The sequence below is a fragment of the Streptomyces sp. PA03-5A genome (assembly GCF_033792725.1).
In the GTDB taxonomy this organism is placed as follows: domain Bacteria; phylum Actinomycetota; class Actinomycetes; order Streptomycetales; family Streptomycetaceae; genus Actinacidiphila.
On the sequence record NZ_JARAVL010000060.1, the window covers coordinates 24,209 to 42,421 of the forward strand.

The following is an 18,213-nucleotide window of genomic DNA, read 5'->3' on the forward strand; positions in this document are numbered from 1 at the left end:
CGAGCCCTGGACCGCGGTTCCGGCCCGCGCGTGGGCTACTTCGTCAGGTAGGCGTCGACGATGGTCTCGTCGACGGTGTTGCCCTGCTTGTCCACGGCCTGGGCCTTGAACGACACGCTGCCGCCGGCCTTGGGGTTGGTGATCTGAACCCGGCCGTCGCACACGCTCAGCTTCTGCCAGTGGGCTCCCTTGTCGTAGGAGGCCCACACGCTCAGGGACTTGAGGTTCCTGCCCGCGGCGGTGCCGCGGACGGTCACCGGGACCCACACCTTCGCCCGTGCCTTGCCCGTGTTGTCGAGGGACAGGGCGGGGGTGAAGCGCACGACGGAGGTGGGGAGCTTGGTGATCCCCGGAGCGTACTCGGAGGAGAACGTCCAGCTCGTGGTCATGCTCGTGGAGACGTCGGCGACCGTGCCGCGCTTGACCGAGACGGTCAGCCGGTAGTCGGCCCGCTCGTTCTCCGCGATGTAGAAGACGTCCATCGGGTAGATGCTGGTGTTGACGAGCTCACCGTTGCGGTAGAGGGATGTTCGCGCGCTCTCGATCGGCGAGTTGTTGTCGCTGATGTTCCCCTCGCTGTCCGAGAAGAGCGGAAGCCGTCCGTCGATCGCCTCGTCCGCCCGGAGCAGCCCGATGAGTCCGGCGCCCTCCGGGAGATCCGGCCCGAAGACACCGACGTTGAACACGTGCTGGTAGGAGCGTCCGGGCTTGAACGTCCTCGGAAGTGCGTCATAGGTGGACTCGTACGAGTCGTTCGCGTCGACCTGCATGAAGCCCAGCTGCCACGAGGTGTTCCCCGAGAGCAGGTGCAGGGTGCCGGTGTAGGGCAGGGCGTGCACGGTCCCGAGTCCGGCGCCGCCCTCGGTGATCGGCGTGATGAATCCGAACTTGCCCTTGGCGGGTGCTCCGAGCTTCGCCTCGACCTTGGCGAACTCTCTGGACTTGGCGTGGTGGGTGAAGCCGGTGAGGTACCTGTCGCCGGTCGGCTGGTACACCAGGTGATACTCGTCGTGCCCGTTGACGCCGGTGGAGAAGGTGGTCATGAGCTGCTGCGTCAGCTGGTCGCCCGCGGCGGCCTTGGGGCCCAGGTGGCCGGTGCGGTACTGCGCGAGGGAGTTGGTGAAGACCCCGTAGCGGGTGCTGTATCCGTCGGCCAGTTCGATGCCCGCGCTGAAGAAGCCGAGGACCGGCTGGGCCGAGCGGTCGGGGACGGTGATGTCGAGCGGCTTGGCGGTGCGCGCGTCCACCGTCACCGTGGTGTCCTGGGTGACGTCGAGGTTGGGCTGGTTGAACCAGTCACCGCCCTGGTCGTACGAACCCGCCGGGTCGACCCGGACCATGCTGTTGAGGAAGTACCGGCCCTTGGGGACGCGTACCGAGTGCGTGTCGCCGCTCAGCACGGTGTTGGCGCCCTTGGCCGGTCCTTCCAGGCCCTGCAGCTGGGCGTCCCAGGCGGGGGCGGGTGCGGGCTCGCCCTTGCGGTCCAGGGCCTTGACCGTGACGGTGTACATCTCCGACTCGCGGTCCACGGCCAGCGCGGTGCCGACGGTCTGCCCGTCGCCGGTGGCCGTGACGCGTCCGGTGAAGGCACCGGTCGTGTCGCCGCCGAGGCGGGTGTCGGCGGTGACCTTCACCGTCGCCTCGCCGTGCGCCGGGACGGTGACCTGGTCGTCCGCGGTGAACATCCCGCCGGGCGCGGCGCTTCCGTCCGGCCCGGTGGCGTCCACGGTCAGCTTCAGGGTGACCGGGGCACTGCCCGTGTTCCGGTAGGTGAGGTTCTTCGTGAGCGGCTGGTCGTCGGTGTGCGGCCACTGCGCGACACCGTACGAGAGCGACGTCTCGCGGGCGACGACGGTCTGCTTGATCGCCTTCCGCAGGTCGACCCGGCCCGAGCCCTGTTCAAAGGGCGTGTAGCCGAGAGGAGTCGTCGAGGAGACCAGCGCGTCCTTGATGTCGTCGCCGCTCCAGTCGGGGTGCTGCTGGATGAGGATGGCGGCGGCGCCGGCGACGTGCGGGGTGGCCATGGACGTGCCGTTCAGGGCGATGTAGCCGTCTGCGACGGAGGGGGCGACGCTGGCCAGGTAGCTGTCGTGCGCGGCCGCGGCCCCGATGGCCACGCCGGGCGCCGTCAGATCCGGCTTGATGCCGCCGTCACCGACGCGCGGGCCGGTGCTGGAGAACGGGGCCAGCTTGTCCTGCTTGTCGACCGCGCCGACGGTGAGGGCGGCCTCGGCGCTGCCCGGCGAGCCGACCGTTCCGGATCCCTGCTCGCCGTTGTTGCCCGCCGCGATGACGAAGAGGGTTCCGCTCTCGGCCGACAGCCTGTTGACCGCCTCCTCCGCCGGATCGATCTCCGGGGAATCGTAGGCGCCGAGGCTGAGGTTGACAACGTCGGCCTTCTCGCCGACGGCCCACTCCATGCCCGCGATGATCTGCGACATGCTGCCGCTGCCGCTGTCGCCGAGGACCTTGCCGCTGAGGATGCGGGCCCCTGGCGCCACACCCTTGTACGTGCCACCGGACTTCGCGCCGGTGCCGGCCGTGATGGATGCGACATGCGTGCCGTGACCGAACCGGTCCTCGGTGTCCGGCGAGTCGGAGAAGTTCCGCTCCTCGACGACCTGCCCGGCCAGATCGGGATGCGTGGTGTCGACACCCGTGTCGAGGACGGCGATACGCGTACCGGTGCCGTCGAAACCGGCCGCCCACGCCTCGGGGCCGCCGATCTGCGGGACGCTCTTGTCCAGGCTCGCCTGGACGACGCTGTCCAGCCACACCGAGGCGATACCCGGTGCGACGGTGCGCTTCATCGCGTCGGCGGACCCGCTGGTGACCGCGGACCACAGTTCCGCGGTGCCGTTCGCGGGCGCGGTGACGGCGTCGGCGTTGACGCTCGACAGGGTGCGCCGGACCTCGGCGCCGCCGGTGGAGCGCAGGGCCGTCCTGGCCGCCGGACGGGCCGCGTCGTACATCACGATGAGCCGCAGGTCATGACGCTGTTCATAGGCCGGCCCGCTCAGCGTGGTGACGTCGAACAACTGCCGGTCCACCCGGCCGCTCTGTACGAGGTCCCGGGCGTCATCAGGCATGGCGTAGGTGTGGCCGTCACGGGTCTCCACCCGGATGGGTATGTCCTCGCGGCCCTTGGCGGGACGCGCGGCGACGATCTCGCCCTTCGCGTTCACCGCGATCCGGTCACCGGTGATCAGTGGAATCCACCGGTGCACGCCGGTCCCGGCCGCAGCCCCCTTGACCTCGGGGCCCGTTCCGAAGGCCGAGGCCGAGAACGGCGTGGCCGACGATGCCGTGCCGGTGGGCGCGGAGAGTGCCACGGACACCGACGGGGTAGCGGCGACCAGCAGCAAGCTGATTCCCAAGACCGTGCCGATCGCAGGTCTCTTGGACGTGAATTTCACGGTTTCCTCTCGTTCATTCACCCCGCGCCAACACGTGAGTTTCACGGCGGACTTGGGGTGCGCCGCACAGCGAAGCACCAGCGTCGAGAGGGTGTCAATGGGTTGATCTTGGATGGCGAGCCGGTAAACCGGTCACCAACTGGTGGATTTCGCCCGGCATTAGCGCACTTTTCGCCCCCAATGCATCCGCTGTCCGGCAAGACAGGCACAGACGGCGTGCCACCTGCCGTGATGCATGCAGCGAGACACTGGGAGCCGGTCACCCGCGCACGAGGGTCGGCAGCGCTCTCCCCGTCCTCGTAAGGAATCTGTCCGGAATTCGGAATTTCCCGCCCGCCCCATTCGGTTCGGCCGGATTCGACAGGTCGCAATCCGCTGAGGGTGCGGACCTGGCCATAGAAGGCCTAACGGTGCCAGCGGCCGTCACCGGCAAAGGGACCCGGCCGATCGGGTCAGGATCCTCGACCCTCGACGTGGGTCCAGCGTGGCCAGCCAGGCGGCAGGTGCGGTGGTCGCGTCGCAGTAGCGGAAGCCGTGCCTTAGGAACAGTTCACCGTTGCCTGTGGTCGCGGTGAACACGGGCTGCGTTCCGGTGCGGGAGAGCACGGCCCGCAACAGGCCCGAACCGATGCCACGGCCCTGGCTACCGGGTGCGACGCAGAAGTTGTAGAGGACCGCGGCGGCGCAACCGGCTCCCGCAGGACCTACCTGCCGAAGGCTGCGGTACGCGGGCGATCGCTCCTGGTAGCGGTGCACCGCGACACAGCCTTCAACCTCCCCTGCCTCGTCCTCGGCGACGAGGAAGTCGCCCGCATGACGGGCATAGTGACCGAGCGGGCGCTCTCGCAGCGCGCCGCCGAGGACGAACGCCGAGGACAGCTGATGCAGAGCCCAGGTGTCCGCAAGTGTGGCGGTCCGCACCGCGCCCGGACGGCCGAGGCGGCCGGTGACCTCGGGCGCAGCCGTGGTCAATGCCGTCTCGCTCTCATGACGTTGGGGCAACGCGGAGGGTTCGCGAACTCCGCGAGGAGATCGCCCTCCGGCGCGCATGTCGGGCACCTTGCCGCAGGCAGTGATCGATCCGTTCACCGGTGATCGGCGCGGCACCGACGGGAACCGCCACGGGCCAGGGCCACGAGGTGTGCGAGCCGTTGACCGATGTCGGCTGCGCTGCGGGCCGGAAAGTGCAAGGCAACCCGGACGTCCTGGTACCCGCGGGCGTACTCGCACCGCAGGGTGAGCCCGTGGCGGTCCAGTGCGATCGGGCGCAGTTCGACGACGTCTTGCAGGACGTTCCGGTTGACGAGCCTGCCGAGTTGGGCCATCACATCGCTGTGGTCCCGGTCGAGATGGGTGAGCAGCGCCGTCTCTTCGATGGCCAACGGGTCGGTCCGCGCGGCAGCCAGTTCGTCGAGGTCGACGCCGACGGTCGTCCCGTCCCGTTCGATGGCGGCGCGGGCCAGATCGAGGCGGAGAACAAGCACCTCGGGCGCATCCTGGATCTCGGCTGGAGTGAGGAAGCCGGCAAGGGACACGCGGGCCCGGACCCGGTCGCGGACCGCCGTCGGGGCAAGGTCGGTGAACTCGACCAGACTCGCGAGAATGCCACGCGGGGTGAACGCGGCTTCGTCGACAAGCAGGCTGTCCGAGGGGACGTGCAGTCGTAGCGTTCCACTGCTGTCGACCGTGTGCATCGAGATCAGGTCGTAGCAGTTGCCATCGGTCGTGAGACTCAGGGAGTCGGAACGTGCCAGGACCGAACGGATCCGCTCCGCGTTGGTGGGGTAGGCCGCCGGGACGAATGTAATGGCCATCAACGCGCTCCTTAGGTTAGCCTCACCTAAGTTAGCATCCCGGCTGGTGCGCGGCCCGCGGCTGTTCGCCTGGGACATCGGCTGGGGGGGGAGGACGTCCCCTCCCAGGTTCGCAGCCCGGCCCCTTCGGCGACTGCTTCTGGGTCCACATCGTGGGGCCCTCATCGACGGCATGATCGGGGTCCGGGTCCACATCGGCTGACGTCCCGCACATCCGTACGCGCATGGCCAAGGTCCCGGAAGTCGGCTGCACGCGCCCGGCTCAGGGGTAGAGGCCGGCCCGGAAGGCGAACGAGACGAGCTGCGCCCGATCACGTGCGCCGACCTTCGTCATGGCCCGCACCGCATGCGTCTTCACGGTGAACGGCGACACGGACATCTGGGCCGCGATCTCGTCGTTGGCGAGGCCGCTGGCAACGAGAACGACCACGTCCCGCTCCCTGGGTGTCAGAGCGCCGAAGCGCCGCAGCAGCTCCTGGTCGATCACCGGGGGCGGTCTGTCGGTCATGTGACCGATGAGCGCCGCCGTCGCGGCGGCCGACAGCGCACCGCCACCGCCGACGACCTCGGTGATCCCGGCGACGAGTTCAGCGGGGCTCACCGTCTTGCTCAGGAAACCGTTGGCGCCCGCGCGCAGGGCGGCGAGGACGATGTCGTCCTGGTCGAAAGTGGTCAGCACGATCACCCGCGTCTTTTCGGGCGGATGCTCCGCGCGGATCCGGCGGGTCGCTTCGACACCGTCGATGCCGGGCATCCGGATGTCCATCAGGACCAGGTCGACGGGGTGCTCCCGGAGGAAGGGGACGACCTGGAGTCCATCGGAGAGATCACCCACGACGACGAGACTCGGGTCGAGCCGAAGCATCGCCCGGATCCCGGCCCTGATGTCGTCCTGGTCGTCGACGATCAGAATCCGGCTCATCGGACGACGGCTCCCAGAGGGCTGAACTCCGCGTGGACCCGGAATCGCCCGTCGTGACTGTCGATCGTCAGCCGCCCGCTGGAGGACTCCACACGTTCGCGCATCCCCACGAGTCCGAGTCCGCTACCCGAGTCGGAGCCGCGGGGTGAGCGACCGACGCGGTTCTCCACCGTGACGCAGATCCTGCCGTCGCACTCGCGCACATCCACCGTCGCCGTCCCCTCTCCGTGCCGGTAGGCATTCGTGAGTGCTTCCTGAACGACCCGGTAGACCGTCACGCCGACGCTGGGCTCCACGAAGCCGACGGGGATGTCGATGGAGGGCCGGATGTCGAGGCCGATGCTCTCGAAAGAGGCGATGAGTCCTTCCAGGCCGCTGAGCGCCGGGGTCGGCCGCAGCGCCTCGTCGTCGGAGATGTCGTCCCCGAGGCGGAGAAGCGCGAGGATGCGCTGCGTTTCGACGACGACGGTGCGGGCGCTGGACCTGGCTGAGACGAGGGCCTGCCGGGAGGACTCGGCGTCTTCGGGCAGCCCGATTTCCGCTGCACCGAGGTGCAGGCTCAGCATCGCGACCTGGTGGCCGATGACGTCGTGGAGGTCCCGGGCGATGCGGAGTCGTTCCTCGGTCACTCGTCGGGTGGCTTCGATCTCGCGGGTGGCGATGGCGCTTTCGGCCCGTTCCTCCAGGGTCCACCAGTGGTCCCGGTGGATGCGGAGCGCGGCCCCTGTCGCACCTCCCGCCACAGCCGAGAAGACGGCGGCCGCTCCCACGACAGCGCCGCCACGGAATCCTCCGACCGTCATGAACGCCCCGAGGAAGAACGCCGCCACAATGCCGGTTCCGGCCAGTGGCTGCTTTCCCCTGAGGGTGACCGAGAACAGGACGAGCACCGCCATCATCCACACCGACAGGGGGTCGTTTCCCACCGCTGTCACGGCGAAGGACGCCGCGCTCGTCACGACCAGCCCCGCCCACGGCTGCCACCACGAGAGGGTGACACCGATGCCGGCGAGGAGCACGGACAGGGCCGTCGGCCAGTCCGAACCTCTCAGGATCACTGCCACGATCTGACCGGTGAACACCAGCGCGGCCAGTGCATAGGCGACTCGGTGCAGCACCTCGGGGCGGCGGACCCACAGCGGTGCCGCGAGCCCGTCCTGACTGTTCTGCGCCATGACCATGAGCCGATTCTCGTTCACGTATGCGGCGGTCGTGTACTTCGAATGAAGTAGACCGCGCAGCTGCTTGGGTCGATCGGGACGGCAGAGCACATGCCGTCGAAGCGGATGGCAGAACTACTTCGTTCGAAGTACACGGCGCCTCCCGAGGCCCCTGAGACTCGTCAGCGAGGCGACCGTCTCACACCGTCACGATCACCACGGGACACCTGATGACTCAGACCACCGTAACCTCGACCACTTCGACCACGGCGACGACGACGCCTTCCGGGCTCCGATCGCTCCACCTGATCCGAGTCGTTTTCTCCCTGATCTGGGTGGCACTCGTCTTCACGACCTCCGCCTCGCTCGCGTCCGCGGACAGGCCCACGGTGATCGCGGCCGTGCTACTCGTCGTCTACCCCTTGTGGGACGCCGTCGCCACACTCCTCGAGCGTCGCCTGGCCGGCACCGGCTCCACGAACCGTGTCGGTACCGTCAACCTGGGTCTCGGCCTGGCCACCACCGCGGGAATGATCATCGCCGTGTTCTCCACCGTCGGGACAGCCCTTCTCGTGTTCGGCGTCTGGGCCCTGCTTTCCGGCGCCATCCAGCTCGTCGTGGCGATCCGACGCCGGCGCACCGTCGGCGCCCAGTGGCCCATGGTCATCAGCGGTGCACAGTCCGTACTCGCCGGCGCCACCATCGCCGCCTCGTCCGCTTCGGCGACGAGCAGCCTGTCCACCGTCGCCGGGTACTCGGCCTTCGGTGCCTTCTGGTTCCTCGTCTCCGTCATCGCCCTCAGCATCCGCAGCCGACGCGAGAAGCGTTGACCACCGCCGTAGCAGCCCGCCACCACCTCTCCCCCGGCATTCAGCTGAACAACAGAATCGCGTGTCCAGGCCGAAGGATCGCTCGCTCGGGCCGTCGTCCCGCAACATGGCCAGGTTGTGATTCGCACCAGGTTCCTGGTGGGCCGATCACTCCGGGTAGAGCGCCGCGATCCGGGGCAGTCGGGCGGCGACCTCCTTGTGGTCGCCGAAGTCGAAGTTCCAGGCGGGGTCGAGGTCAGGGTAGTTGATGGTGAAGGCATCGCCTGGGAGTTCTGTACCGGTTGCGTTCTCATAGGCGTTCCAGCCGATGCTCAGGGTTCGCTCGCCCTCAAGGTCGGTGCCTACGGCTGCTGCTGCCTGGACAGCTGGTACGTCAGCGAGGCGGTCGGCATCCGCTGTGATCTGTTCGAATACCGTGCGGCCTTGGGCGATCAACCATCCACGAAAGTAGTCGAAGCCGTCGTCGGAGCATCCGCCGTTGATGAGGTAGGCAGCAGCCCAGAGAGGGGCTTGATAGGAGGCGGCCATGAGATTCCAGAGAATCTGCTGTACGGCGATGATCTGTTGAGGGTCATGGGCGGCCAGCAGCGTCGTAGCGTGGCTTGCGATGTCGTCGACATCCGCAGAGTCGCCGGCTCTGCCCCGAGCTTGGTCAATGAGGTGCCAGAACTGTTCGATGTCCATGGCGGCACAGCATGGCACCCAGGGCAGACAACGAGCCGGGACTCGGGGTGCCTCATGTCGTCTGGGAGGGCATTGACTGGGCCCCCTGGGCGTCGGTGACGTCGCATGTCATGGCGAGGTGAGGGTCCGGGTCCGGACCCGCAGAAGCGTGAACGATGCGCGGCCACCCATTGCTCGTTGAGGGCTGCGGGTGAGTCCGGCGGTGACGGCGTTGCTGCGCAGCCTGTATGTCGGCGCCGAGCCGGTCGGCCGCGGTCGCGGAACCGTAAGCGCAGGCGCGCTGGCCGCGGGTGTCGGAGCGGCTGGGCCGTCGGGGTGCGTGACCCTGGCACCGCCGCAGCTCCGCGAAGGTGTCGGCGAGCGGTCCCTCAGGCCGCCAGGACGTTCCGGACTCTGGCGAGCTTGTGCTGGGTGACCTGGTGGTGGACCGTAGTCGACAGAGCCACGGGATCAGTCGCCTTGGCCCGCAAGCCCTCCAACCACGCCGCTGTCCCCGGCCAGTTGAGAGGGAGCCTGAATTTCGACCACAGGCCTGCCAGCTCACCGGCGAGTGCCAGGCCGCCCTGGAGGAGGTCCGCCAGGCCGGCCGCCGCCGCGATGAGGACGCTGTCCTCCACCTCCAGCACGGCCGGCGGGAGTCCCTTGTCGTGGCTCGCGGAAGCGGCCGAGAGGTAGGCCCTGACGACCTGCTCCAGCGACGGAGGTTCCTCGCTCAGGGACAGAAGGCTCTGCTCGCGGAGGGCATCGACAGCTGCCGGATACTCGCCGTCGTGGTTCCCGAAGAGCACTCGCTCCGGCTGCCCCGAGGCTCCTTCCAGTCGCTGCCCCAACATCAAGGAGATCACCGGAAAGTCCCGCGTCAGCGCGTGAACATGCGCCGTCGGTATGTACGCGTTGCCGGACGTCGTACGGTCGAGACAGACACCCTGGACAACCGGGCCGATGCGACGGAGCAGGTGCAGCGGCTTCCAGGCGTCGAACCCAGGAAGCGCGGCGGCCCAGTCCGCTGTGACCCGTCGAGGTGTGGGGGCGCCTGGTTTCGTCATGAATTCACCACGATGGCCAGTCTGGCACCCGGAACCTTGAGACGGGCCATAGGGGTTGTGTCCCTTCGGGTGGTCAGGCCGGCGCCCCCGGCAAGCGTTGGGATGCGGTCAGCGGCGACCACGTCGCCGGGCTCGGCGCAGAGCCGAGTGCCGAGGCGGGTGGCGGCTGGACGGCGCAGCCGCGTGGAGCAAGCCCGAGGATGTTGGGGCCGAGTCGGCTATCGACGCTGCGGAGCGTGCAGAGCCGCAGTCTTGCGGCTCAAGCGGCCGAAGGCGAGAAACAGGCATGACCGCCAGAACTGGCTCGGCATCGAAGGCAGCCCCTTTATTTCATTCTTGCAGGCGATCGTTCACGGAGACTGACGGATACACCCCGACGTCAAGATATCCCACATATTCCCCCAGCTCGAACCTCACCATTAGATGCGTTTCCCAAAAGTTCTCTTCAATCGTGATCTGACTGGCGCCTTCTCGATAGATTCGGAGAATCTCTTGGTTATCGCGCAACCAGCGGACCATGAAGGACCTGACTGTGACATCGAAGGAGAATTTGAGGGTCTCATGCCTGTTAACCCAGACTTCGAAGGCCTCCACGCCCTCGTCACCCTCCACCGACACCGGGGCAACGCCAAACGCCTCAAGAAAATGTGTAGCATCCGGTACGTAGAACAGGCTGCTTCCACTGCCAGCCGGGTGGGGCGACGCCTGGTCCCGTGGTTGGGCCTTGTTTGGGTTTTCCAATTCCAGTCCCACATTCATCATGATGGTTGCCAGTTCACATCTGGTGTCTTTTTCCGACCAGCAGGTCCCGATCAGCCTGCCTCCACGGGGCCCGGCCAGCAGGGATCCCCGTTTCACTCCTAGGAATTCATCTTTCCGCATCTGCGTACAACGTCCTGAGCACGCCACCAAAGCGCTTGACCAGCTTCCCATGCATGGCTGAATGCAGAATCGAATCACCCTATGCCCTGACCTGGCGGCGTTGTGAGGGTTGGAGGTTACTCGACCGAAGCGGTAGTCCCACTTCCGGGCTGGATTACTGTCCGCCGAACGCTCCTGAAGTTGAACGTGTGATGTCCGTCGACCACGTGTGATCAGATGCCGTCCTGGCCCCGGCTGCGGCTCGGCCCATGACTACGCCGTCCACCTCGAACCCAACGTCCAGGTTCTCAACACCCCTGACGGGTCAACAGCCCCGGTCGTAGATCGCCCGCAGCCACGGTTCCCTGACGGCGGGCATCCGCGCGAGCGTGTACCGGAACGCCTCCGTCGACGGCTGGAACGGGTACCACGCGTGCGGCGGCAGCGGGTCGTCCCGCTCCACCCCTGCCGGCAGTCCGCCGACCACCGGCAGCCGGGTCCGGTGTGGAGGGAAGGCGAGCTCGGCCCAGAGCGCGGCATCCATAGGTACCGGCACCGCCCCGGCAAGCGGCTGCCACATGTCTCCGGTCTGCGGATGTACCGGCACCAGCACCAGGTCAGCGGCCGGCTCACCGAACCCCGGTCCCGCCAGGTCCAGCCGCTGCGCACCTTCCCCGGCGGGCAGCAGCGCGCCGAGTGCCCGACCGAGGAGCTCAGCGACCGGCCCGGGCGCCACCTCGACCGGTGCGCCCCCGGCGGCCACCACCACCTGGGCGAGGGCCACGCCCGCGGGGATGTCCCGGTACTTGCTCAGCCGGTGCCACAGCGCGCCGGTGGCCAGCAGCTCCGCCCAATCCATGACCGGCCGCTCCGCCGGGGCGGGCAGCCGCACCACTGCCTGCGGGACGAGCCGGACGAGCTGCCAGCACCCGCAGTCGTCCATCCTCGTTCCGACCGGCAGACCGCAGCCCAGACAGGCAAGGTTCGGCCCGTCCCTCCCGTCGATGCCCATGCAGTAGCCCCCGGCCCGCTCGAGGATCAGCCTGGTGCCGCGCATGTCACCGGGCGCGAGCAGGACAGTGCCCGACGGTCCGTCGGACAGCGCACCGAAGGGCGCGAAGCGCCCCCGCTCCGCCGCCTCGCGCCCCCCGACCTCGTCCCACTGCCGCCATGGCGGCCCGTACGGCGCAGGGTCGACGGCGTAGGACCCGGCCTCCAGCAGTGGCGGGTGCAGCTTCTCCCAGTGGGTGTCGGCCAGGTGGATCGGCAACGCCACCTGCGACACCGCCGCCGTCAGGACCGCACCGCAGCCCGCACACCCGAAGACCGCCAAGCTGTCCCCTCCCGCCGCCGAAACCCCTGCATCCCACCAAGCAGGCAGACCAGGGAGCAACGGGTTTTCAGACGGCGCTGAACGCCCCGCCGACAGGCAGAGCGGGCCTCGACGTCCCAGTCGCGGCCTCAGGAAGCCGGAAGCCGCGCGGAACTGTGCCGCTGAACGTGATTCGATCCGCCGGTCAGCCGCCGGCTCTGGCTCGGCTTCTGTGATGCGTGTGCGTCGAGCGACGACTGTGAGTCGTTGGGAGGCTTGGTATGTTGCCCGACAACGAAGAGTGGCCGGGTGTCGGGCCGACAGTTCGGGGTCCTGGGATCGTGATGCGAAGTCGTTGCCCTTCTCTTGAGGCGCCTGCTGTGATCAGAATGCCGCTATGACGACGATCTCCATCGGTGCTGAAGAGGTTGGCGCCGCTATCGACGCCCGAAGCCGCCGAGGAGTGTTCCTGATCGCCATCGATGGCATGGGTGGCTCCGGCAAGTCGACCTTGGCGACAACCCTGGCGGAGCTGCGCGGCGCTGCGGTGGTTCACGGTGACGACTTCTACCGCCCCATGGACCCGGAGGAGCGCGCCGGGCTGGATCCCGAAGAGGGCTACCACCGCTACTTCGACTGGCAGCGGCTGCGCGAGGAAGTGCTTGTCCCGCTCGCAGCCGGCCGTGACGCCACCTACCGGCGCTACGACTGGGCGACCGGTGATCTGGCCCCGGACGAAAGCCATGGCGTCTCCGCCTGCGGCATCGTCATCGCGGAGGGCGTGTACACCGCCCGGCCCGAACTCGCCGACTACTACGACCTCCTTGTGTACGTCGACACCCCGCGGGAGGAATCCATGCGCCGCCTGCGAGAGCGCGGTGACGACCACGGCCCGATCGACTGGGAGTCCCGTTGGCGCCTGGCCGAGGAGCACTACCTGGCCCTGACCCGTCCCCGGGAAAGGGCCCACCTCGTGGTCTCCGGGCACTGACCTGCCGCTGGCCGTCCTCCGTCGTCTCAGGCTCGGCATGATGCGAGGTGGGTGCTCAGCGCCCTGTCCGGATAACCCAGCGTCACCGATCACAGAACCTGAGCCAGAACCCGAGTTCCGACCGCAGATGCGCACGACTCCAGCAGGCGTCCCACCCGAGCTGTGGTCGATGGTCACGAGAACGAGTACACCCGGTGGACCCTCCCGCCGACCGGCTGTAAAAGAGCGTCGGCCAGGCCGCGAGCCGGCCATCGGTGCCCCCGCTACGATGCGCCCATGCCTGAGCAGTTGTTCGACCGCACGAGCCGCGGTTGCACGTTTGAGGATCTGGACTCCCGGTTGCGTACGGCGATTCTGGCCGTCGCCGAGACCGAACTGCTTGGTGATGCCGCGTCGACCGCGGTCGCCGGCGTGGAGACCCGCAGTGTGCCCCGGCGCCGTCCCGGCGTCTTCGCGCGCTTGCTCGGGGGCGACCCACAGCGCGCAAGGCTGACTGCGGCCGTGTTGCTGCCGCGGCATCTCTTGGTCGCGGTCGCCGATACGTACACAGGGAAGACCACAGCACACTCCGGGCGGCTGGCTGACATGACCGTCACAGAGGTCGATCAGCGACTGGCCGTTGACCCCGGGGTATCGGTCTTCACCCGCTGGTCCAACCGGTCCGAGGCCGAGTCGATGCACGTCGCGCTGGGCGATGACCCCGCCGGCGCCTCGTTCAAGGACATGCTGCGCCACGCCGTCCAGGCGGCACGGCGCGGCTGAGCGGCCTGCAGCAGCTGGCAGGGGGCACCGTGGGTGCTTCCCAAAGCATCGCGGCGCGCTGCAGAGGCGCACAGCAGGGTGCCGGCTGCTCCGTCGTCCGCCTTCGGCAGCGGCAGGACCGAGCCGGTTGTTCTTCGGCTTGGACGGCTCATAGGCGGGCAGTGCCTGGGCGCAGCGTTCGTAGGTGAGGGCTCCTGTTCGGCGGAGATCTGCCCGCCGCGGTCGCTGCTCCTCATTCCGTCCGATGGGGCTTGGGGCATGGACTCCTGCCGTGGTGCCGCAGTGGTACGGAGTACGGGTCACCGGCCGGCAAGGCATGTCGGCAGCGGGAGCCGCCGATCGCGATCATGGGAAGGGCCGGAGACCGGGACGTGTTGTTATGCTGGTGGCTGACATAGGACGGCAATGAGGAGTCAGACGTGGTGGGTGACGACGACATCTCCGGGTGAGATCCGGATCTGACGGCCACCGGCCGGCGCTCAAGAGCGCTGCCGAGGTGGTCCGTTTCGTCGTACCTCCTTCTCCCACGTCTGCCCAGGGCAGAGGTCTACGCTCTGCCCTTGTACCTCCGAGGTCATTTTCATGTCCGACGCCGCTGTCGTCTGCTCGAACGTCTCCTTCGCCTGGCCCGACGACACCCCCGTCTTCCACGAGCTGTCCTTCTCCGTGACCCCGGGCCGTACGGGCCTGGTGGCGCCCAACGGCTCCGGCAAGAGCACCCTGCTCAAGCTGATCGCCGGTGAGCTGAAGCCCGCCACGGGCTCGGTGTCGGTGCACGGTACGCTCGGCTACCTCCCGCAGACCCTGCCCCTGACCAGCGACCTCACCGTCGCCGAGGTGCTCGGCGTCGCCGCGGTGATCCGCGCCCTGGACGCTGTGGAGTCCGGGGACGTCGACGAGAAGCACTTCGCCACCATCGGTGACGACTGGGACATCGAGGAGCGCACCCGCTCCCAGCTCGACCGGCTGGGCCTGGCCGACCTCACCTTGGACCGCAGCCTGAGCACGCTCAGCGGAGGCCAGGTGGTCTCCCTCGGGCTCGCCGCACAGTTGCTCAAGCGTCCCGACGTCCTCCTGCTCGACGAGCCGACCAACAACCTCGACCTCCAGGCCCGGCACAAGCTCTACGACGTGCTGTCGGAGTTCAATGGCTGTCTGCTCCTGGTCAGCCACGACCGCGCGCTGCTGGACCGCATGGAGCGCATCGCCGAACTCGGCAGCGGCGAACTGCGCCTGTACGGCGGTACTTTCACCGAGTACGAGGAGACCGTCCGTGCCGAGCAGGAGGTCGCCGAGAAGAACGTCCGCAACGCCGAGCAGGAACTGAAGCGGGAGAAGCGGGAACTTCAGCAGGCCCGCGAGCGCGCCGAGCGCCGGGCGAGCAACGCCGCCAAGAACCTGAAGAACGCCGGGCTGCCCAAGATCTTCGCCGGCAACATGAAGCGCGGCGCGCAGGAGGCCGCGGGCAGGTCCGGCACGATGCACGCCTCCCGGGTCAGCGATGCCAAGGCTCGCCTCGACGAGGCCGGGCGGGCCCTGCGCGAGGAGCAACGGCTCACGCTGGAGCTGCCCGACACCCAAGTGCCCGCCGGCCGGAACCTGTTCCTCGGCGAGGGCATGCAGGTCCGCCTGGGCGACCAGGAGGTATTCGCGGCGGGCGGCGTTGACCTGAGCGTCCGGGGCCCCGAGCGCATCGCGCTGACCGGGCCCAACGGCGCCGGAAAGACCACGTTGATGCGGCTGGTCACCGGTGGTCTCGCCCCGGACAGCGGGGAGATCAAGCGCAACGACGGGAGGATCGCCTACCTGTCGCAACGTCTGGACCTGCTGGACCTGGACCGCACTGTGGCGGAGAACTTCGCCGCGTTCGCGCCCGAGCGGCCCGAGGCGGAGCGGATGAACCTGCTCGCACGGTTCCTCTTCCGGGGCGCGCGGGCCCATCTGCCGGTGGGTGTGCTCTCCGGCGGCGAGCGGCTGCGCGCCACCCTGGCCTGCGTGCTGTGCGCGGAGCCGGCCCCGCACCTGCTGCTGCTCGACGAGCCCACCAACAACCTCGACCTGGTCAGCGCGGGCCAGTTGGAGAGCGCGCTCAACTCCTACCAGGGTGCCTTCATGGTGGTCAGCCATGACGAGCGGTTCCTCGCCGAGATCGGGATCAACCGCTGGCTGCGGCTGGCCGACGGGGTGCTGAAGGAGACGGGGGCACCGGCGGTGTGAGCCGCCGACGTGTGACGTGGTCCGCGTCCGAGGCCGTGCGCCCGGCGGACCGAGAACCGATCACGCCAGGACGGTATCCCCCGTGCCCCAGCCCGCTCTGCTCGCCCACGACCTCGTCCGTGACCTCGGCGGACGTCGCGTCCTCGACGGCGTCTGCCTCACCGCCTCCCCCGGTCACCGCATCGGCCTGATCGGGGAGAACGGCGTCGGCAAGTCCACCCTGCTGCGGCTGCTCGCAGGGGTGGACGAACCCGACGCGGGAAGCGTCTCCCGCCCCCGCGACGTCGGTTTCCTCCAGCAGGAGATGCCGTTCGACGCGGACTCCACCCTCGGCGCCGTACTGGACGAGGCGCTGCGCGAGGCCCGTGAGGACCTCGCCGAATTGGACCGGCTCGGCGAGGAGCTGGCCCGCGTCCCCGAGGACGACCCCGGCCACCGGGAACTCCTCGCCACCTACGGCAGACGTCTCGAACAGGCCCAGGACCGGGAGTCCTGGGACGCCGACCGCCGCGCCGCGCTGGTCCTGGACGGCCTCGGTCTGGGCGCCCTCGGCCACGACCGGAGCCTTCGCTCGCTCTCCGGCGGGCAGCGCGGCCGGCTGGCCCTGGCCGCGCTGCTGGTCCGGCGGCCCTCCGCGCTGCTCCTTGACGAACCGACCAACCACCTCGACGACGACGCCGCCGCTTTCCTCGAGGCGCAGGTCCGGTCCCTGCCCGGAACCGTGGTGGTCGCCAGCCACGACCGGGCGTTCCTCGACGCCGTCTGCACCGACCTGATCGACCTCGACCCGGCACTCAACGGACCCGTCCGCTACGGCGGCAACTACAGCGCCTACCTCTCTGCGAAGCACGCCGAGCGGCAGCGCTGGGAGCGGCGGTACGCCGAGGAGCAGGAGGAACTGGAAGAACTGCGCGAGTCGGTGGGTGTGACCGCACACCGGGTCGCCCCGGACCGCGGCCGCGTCGACAACGAAAAGATGGGCTACGGCCATCGGGCCGGCCGGGTACAGCACTCCGTCTCCCGCCGGGTGCGCAACGCCACCCGGCGGCTGGAGGAGCTGGAGCGCACCCAGGTCGCCGAGCCACCGCGCCCCCTGCGCTTCGCCGCCGGGGACCTGGCCAGGGGGGCCGAGGAGAGCGCGGAGCCGCTGGTGAGGCTACGCGACGTGCGGGTGCCGGGCCGGCTGGCACTGGACTGCCTGGAGGTGGCGGCGACCGACCGGCTGCTGGTCACCGGCGGCAACGGGGCCGGCAAGTCGACGCTGCTCGCCGTCCTCGCCGGAAAGCTCCCGGCCGAGGGCGAGGTGCGCAAGCGGCGCCACGTGACGGTGGGGCTGCTCACCCAGGACACCGTCTTCGAACGGCCAGCGCGCACCGTCCGCGACACCTATGAAGTGGCGGTGGGCCAAGCCCGGTCAGTGAAGGTGCCGCTCGGCTCGCTCGGCCTGATGCACGCGGCCGACCTGGACAGACCGGTCGGGGAACTGTCGGTGGGACAGCGCCGGCGGCTGGCCCTGGCACTGTTGGTGGCCCGCCCGCCCCACCTGCTGCTGCTCGACGAGCCCACGAACCACCTCTCCCCCCGCCTGTGTGACGAACTGGAGGAGGCACTCGGCACCGGACCTGGCGCCATCGTGGTCGCCAGCCACGACCGCTGGCTGCGCCGGCGGTGGCAGGCCCGGGAAGTTCGACTGCCCCCTGGGCTCGACCGGCGGACGAGCGACATCAAGACTCGCTGACATCAATCACCGATCCCGCAGGCGGTTACTCGCGAGGAGGCAAGTTGGGCTGGAGTACCGAGTACTCCAGCCGGACTGCGTGACCTCCCTCGTTACGAGGCGATGGGGGGGCGTCCTCGGCGCTCGTCTGCGCCGAGGCCACGCTACTCACGTGGTCGCGGGAGCTCTGGCAGCGAGGAAAGCTGCAGCGCCGACGCCACCAAGCCGGCGCCCGTTGGCACGACCACCGCCATCGCTGCGCACCCGTCGCACAACCAACCGCCAGATCATGACGTCCAGCCGACGTACTAGGACTGTTCCCCCGCAGCGTGGTCGGGGCGGACGGCGATGTGGTCGGGTTCGAGTTCGAGCATGACGCGGTTGCGGATGTCGAGGGCGTGGGTGTAGTCGCGGGGGAGTTGGAGGCGTCCGGAGCGGTCGACGGTGGCGTACTCGCTGGCGTGGACGGTGGTGCGGCCTT

15 protein-coding genes are annotated in these 18,213 nt (G+C 68.8%); 5 read left to right on the top strand and 10 right to left on the bottom strand.

Annotated features, from left to right (window positions below; all coding sequences use genetic code 11):
• Positions 1–35 precede the first annotated feature (35 nt).
• From PV410_RS42035 to PV410_RS42055, 5 genes are all read right to left on the bottom strand, one after another.
• A complete protein-coding gene (locus PV410_RS42035; protein WP_500331977.1) occupies positions 36–3,377 on the bottom strand; it encodes a S8 family peptidase in 3,342 nt (1,113 codons plus the stop codon).
• A gap of 462 nt (positions 3,378–3,839) precedes the next feature.
• Positions 3,840–4,505, bottom strand: coding sequence for a GNAT family N-acetyltransferase (locus PV410_RS42040; protein WP_500331978.1), 666 nt, complete (start codon positions 4,503–4,505; stop codon positions 3,840–3,842).
• Positions 4,502–5,230 (bottom strand): DUF2470 domain-containing protein, encoded by a 729-nt coding sequence (locus PV410_RS42045; RefSeq protein WP_500331979.1) that lies wholly within the window; start codon positions 5,228–5,230, stop codon positions 4,502–4,504. Before PV410_RS42045 ends, PV410_RS42040 begins: the two co-directional genes overlap by 4 nt.
• Before the next feature lie 262 nt (positions 5,231–5,492).
• The gene (locus tag PV410_RS42050) at positions 5,493–6,152 is read right to left on the bottom strand and encodes a response regulator transcription factor (protein WP_500331980.1); all 660 of its coding nucleotides are present in this window, start codon (positions 6,150–6,152) and stop codon (positions 5,493–5,495) included.
• Positions 6,149–7,327 carry a sensor histidine kinase gene (locus PV410_RS42055; RefSeq protein WP_500331981.1) on the bottom strand — a complete coding sequence of 393 codons (1,179 nt, stop codon included), beginning with the start codon at positions 7,325–7,327 and terminating at the stop codon, positions 6,149–6,151. The genes PV410_RS42050 and PV410_RS42055 overlap by 4 nt, the downstream gene beginning before the upstream one ends.
• 320 nt (positions 7,328–7,647) lie before the next feature.
• Here PV410_RS42055 and PV410_RS42060 point away from each other — a divergent pair, with 320 nt between their 5' ends.
• Positions 7,648–8,142 carry a DUF308 domain-containing protein gene (locus PV410_RS42060; protein ID WP_500331982.1) on the top strand — a complete coding sequence of 165 codons (495 nt, stop codon included), beginning with the start codon at positions 7,648–7,650 and terminating at the stop codon, positions 8,140–8,142.
• 147 nt (positions 8,143–8,289) lie between these two features.
• Here PV410_RS42060 and PV410_RS42065 read toward each other — a convergent pair whose 3' ends face one another.
• From PV410_RS42065 to PV410_RS42080, 4 genes are all read right to left on the bottom strand, one after another.
• Entirely contained in the window at positions 8,290–8,826 is a 537-nt protein-coding gene (locus tag PV410_RS42065; protein WP_500331983.1) for a DUF4240 domain-containing protein, read from the bottom strand.
• A gap of 368 nt (positions 8,827–9,194) precedes the next feature.
• Positions 9,195–9,872 (bottom strand): hypothetical protein, encoded by a 678-nt coding sequence (locus tag PV410_RS42070; RefSeq protein ID WP_500331984.1) that lies wholly within the window; start codon positions 9,870–9,872, stop codon positions 9,195–9,197.
• 330 nt (positions 9,873–10,202) lie between these two features.
• A complete protein-coding gene (locus tag PV410_RS42075) occupies positions 10,203–10,625 on the bottom strand; it encodes a hypothetical protein (RefSeq protein ID WP_500331985.1) in 423 nt (140 codons plus the stop codon).
• A gap of 433 nt (positions 10,626–11,058) precedes the next feature.
• Positions 11,059–12,066, bottom strand: coding sequence for a hypothetical protein (locus PV410_RS42080; RefSeq protein WP_500331986.1), 1,008 nt, complete (start codon positions 12,064–12,066; stop codon positions 11,059–11,061).
• Positions 12,067–12,442: 376 nt separating this feature from the next.
• On the opposite strand from PV410_RS42080, the gene PV410_RS42085 reads away from it, so the two are divergent.
• The 4 genes from PV410_RS42085 (at position 12,443) to PV410_RS42100 (ending at position 17,753) form a co-directional block, all read left to right on the top strand.
• Positions 12,443–13,036 (top strand): uridine kinase family protein, encoded by a 594-nt coding sequence (locus PV410_RS42085; protein WP_500331987.1) that lies wholly within the window; start codon positions 12,443–12,445, stop codon positions 13,034–13,036.
• 276 nt (positions 13,037–13,312) lie between these two features.
• Positions 13,313–13,798 (top strand): hypothetical protein, encoded by a 486-nt coding sequence (locus PV410_RS42090; protein WP_500331988.1) that lies wholly within the window; start codon positions 13,313–13,315, stop codon positions 13,796–13,798.
• A gap of 582 nt (positions 13,799–14,380) precedes the next feature.
• Positions 14,381–16,015 carry a ribosomal protection-like ABC-F family protein gene (gene abc-f / locus PV410_RS42095; protein WP_500331989.1) on the top strand — a complete coding sequence of 545 codons (1,635 nt, stop codon included), beginning with the start codon at positions 14,381–14,383 and terminating at the stop codon, positions 16,013–16,015.
• Positions 16,016–16,097: 82 nt separating this feature from the next.
• Entirely contained in the window at positions 16,098–17,753 is a 1,656-nt protein-coding gene (locus PV410_RS42100; protein WP_500331990.1) for an ABC-F family ATP-binding cassette domain-containing protein, read from the top strand.
• A gap of 287 nt (positions 17,754–18,040) precedes the next feature.
• On the opposite strand, the gene PV410_RS42105 is transcribed toward PV410_RS42100, so the two are convergent.
• A partial coding sequence (locus tag PV410_RS42105) for an AbrB/MazE/SpoVT family DNA-binding domain-containing protein (RefSeq protein WP_500331992.1) occupies positions 18,041–18,213 on the bottom strand: 173 nt, incomplete at its 5' end.

Excerpts from the sequence above, each read along its gene's own strand:
- PV410_RS42045 (WP_500331979.1), bottom strand. The coding sequence starts at position 5,230 with ATGGCCATTACATTCGTCCCGGCGGCCTACCCCACCAACGCGGAGCGG.
- PV410_RS42050 (WP_500331980.1), bottom strand. The coding sequence starts at position 6,152 with ATGAGCCGGATTCTGATCGTCGACGACCAGGACGACATCAGGGCCGGG.
- PV410_RS42055 (WP_500331981.1), bottom strand. The coding sequence starts at position 7,327 with ATGGCGCAGAACAGTCAGGACGGGCTCGCGGCACCGCTGTGGGTCCGC.
- PV410_RS42065 (WP_500331983.1), bottom strand. The coding sequence starts at position 8,826 with ATGGACATCGAACAGTTCTGGCACCTCATTGACCAAGCTCGGGGCAGA.
- PV410_RS42070 (WP_500331984.1), bottom strand. The coding sequence starts at position 9,872 with ATGACGAAACCAGGCGCCCCCACACCTCGACGGGTCACAGCGGACTGG.
- PV410_RS42085 (WP_500331987.1), top strand. The coding sequence starts at position 12,443 with ATGACGACGATCTCCATCGGTGCTGAAGAGGTTGGCGCCGCTATCGAC.
- PV410_RS42090 (WP_500331988.1), top strand. The coding sequence starts at position 13,313 with ATGCCTGAGCAGTTGTTCGACCGCACGAGCCGCGGTTGCACGTTTGAG.
- abc-f (WP_500331989.1), top strand. The coding sequence starts at position 14,381 with ATGTCCGACGCCGCTGTCGTCTGCTCGAACGTCTCCTTCGCCTGGCCC.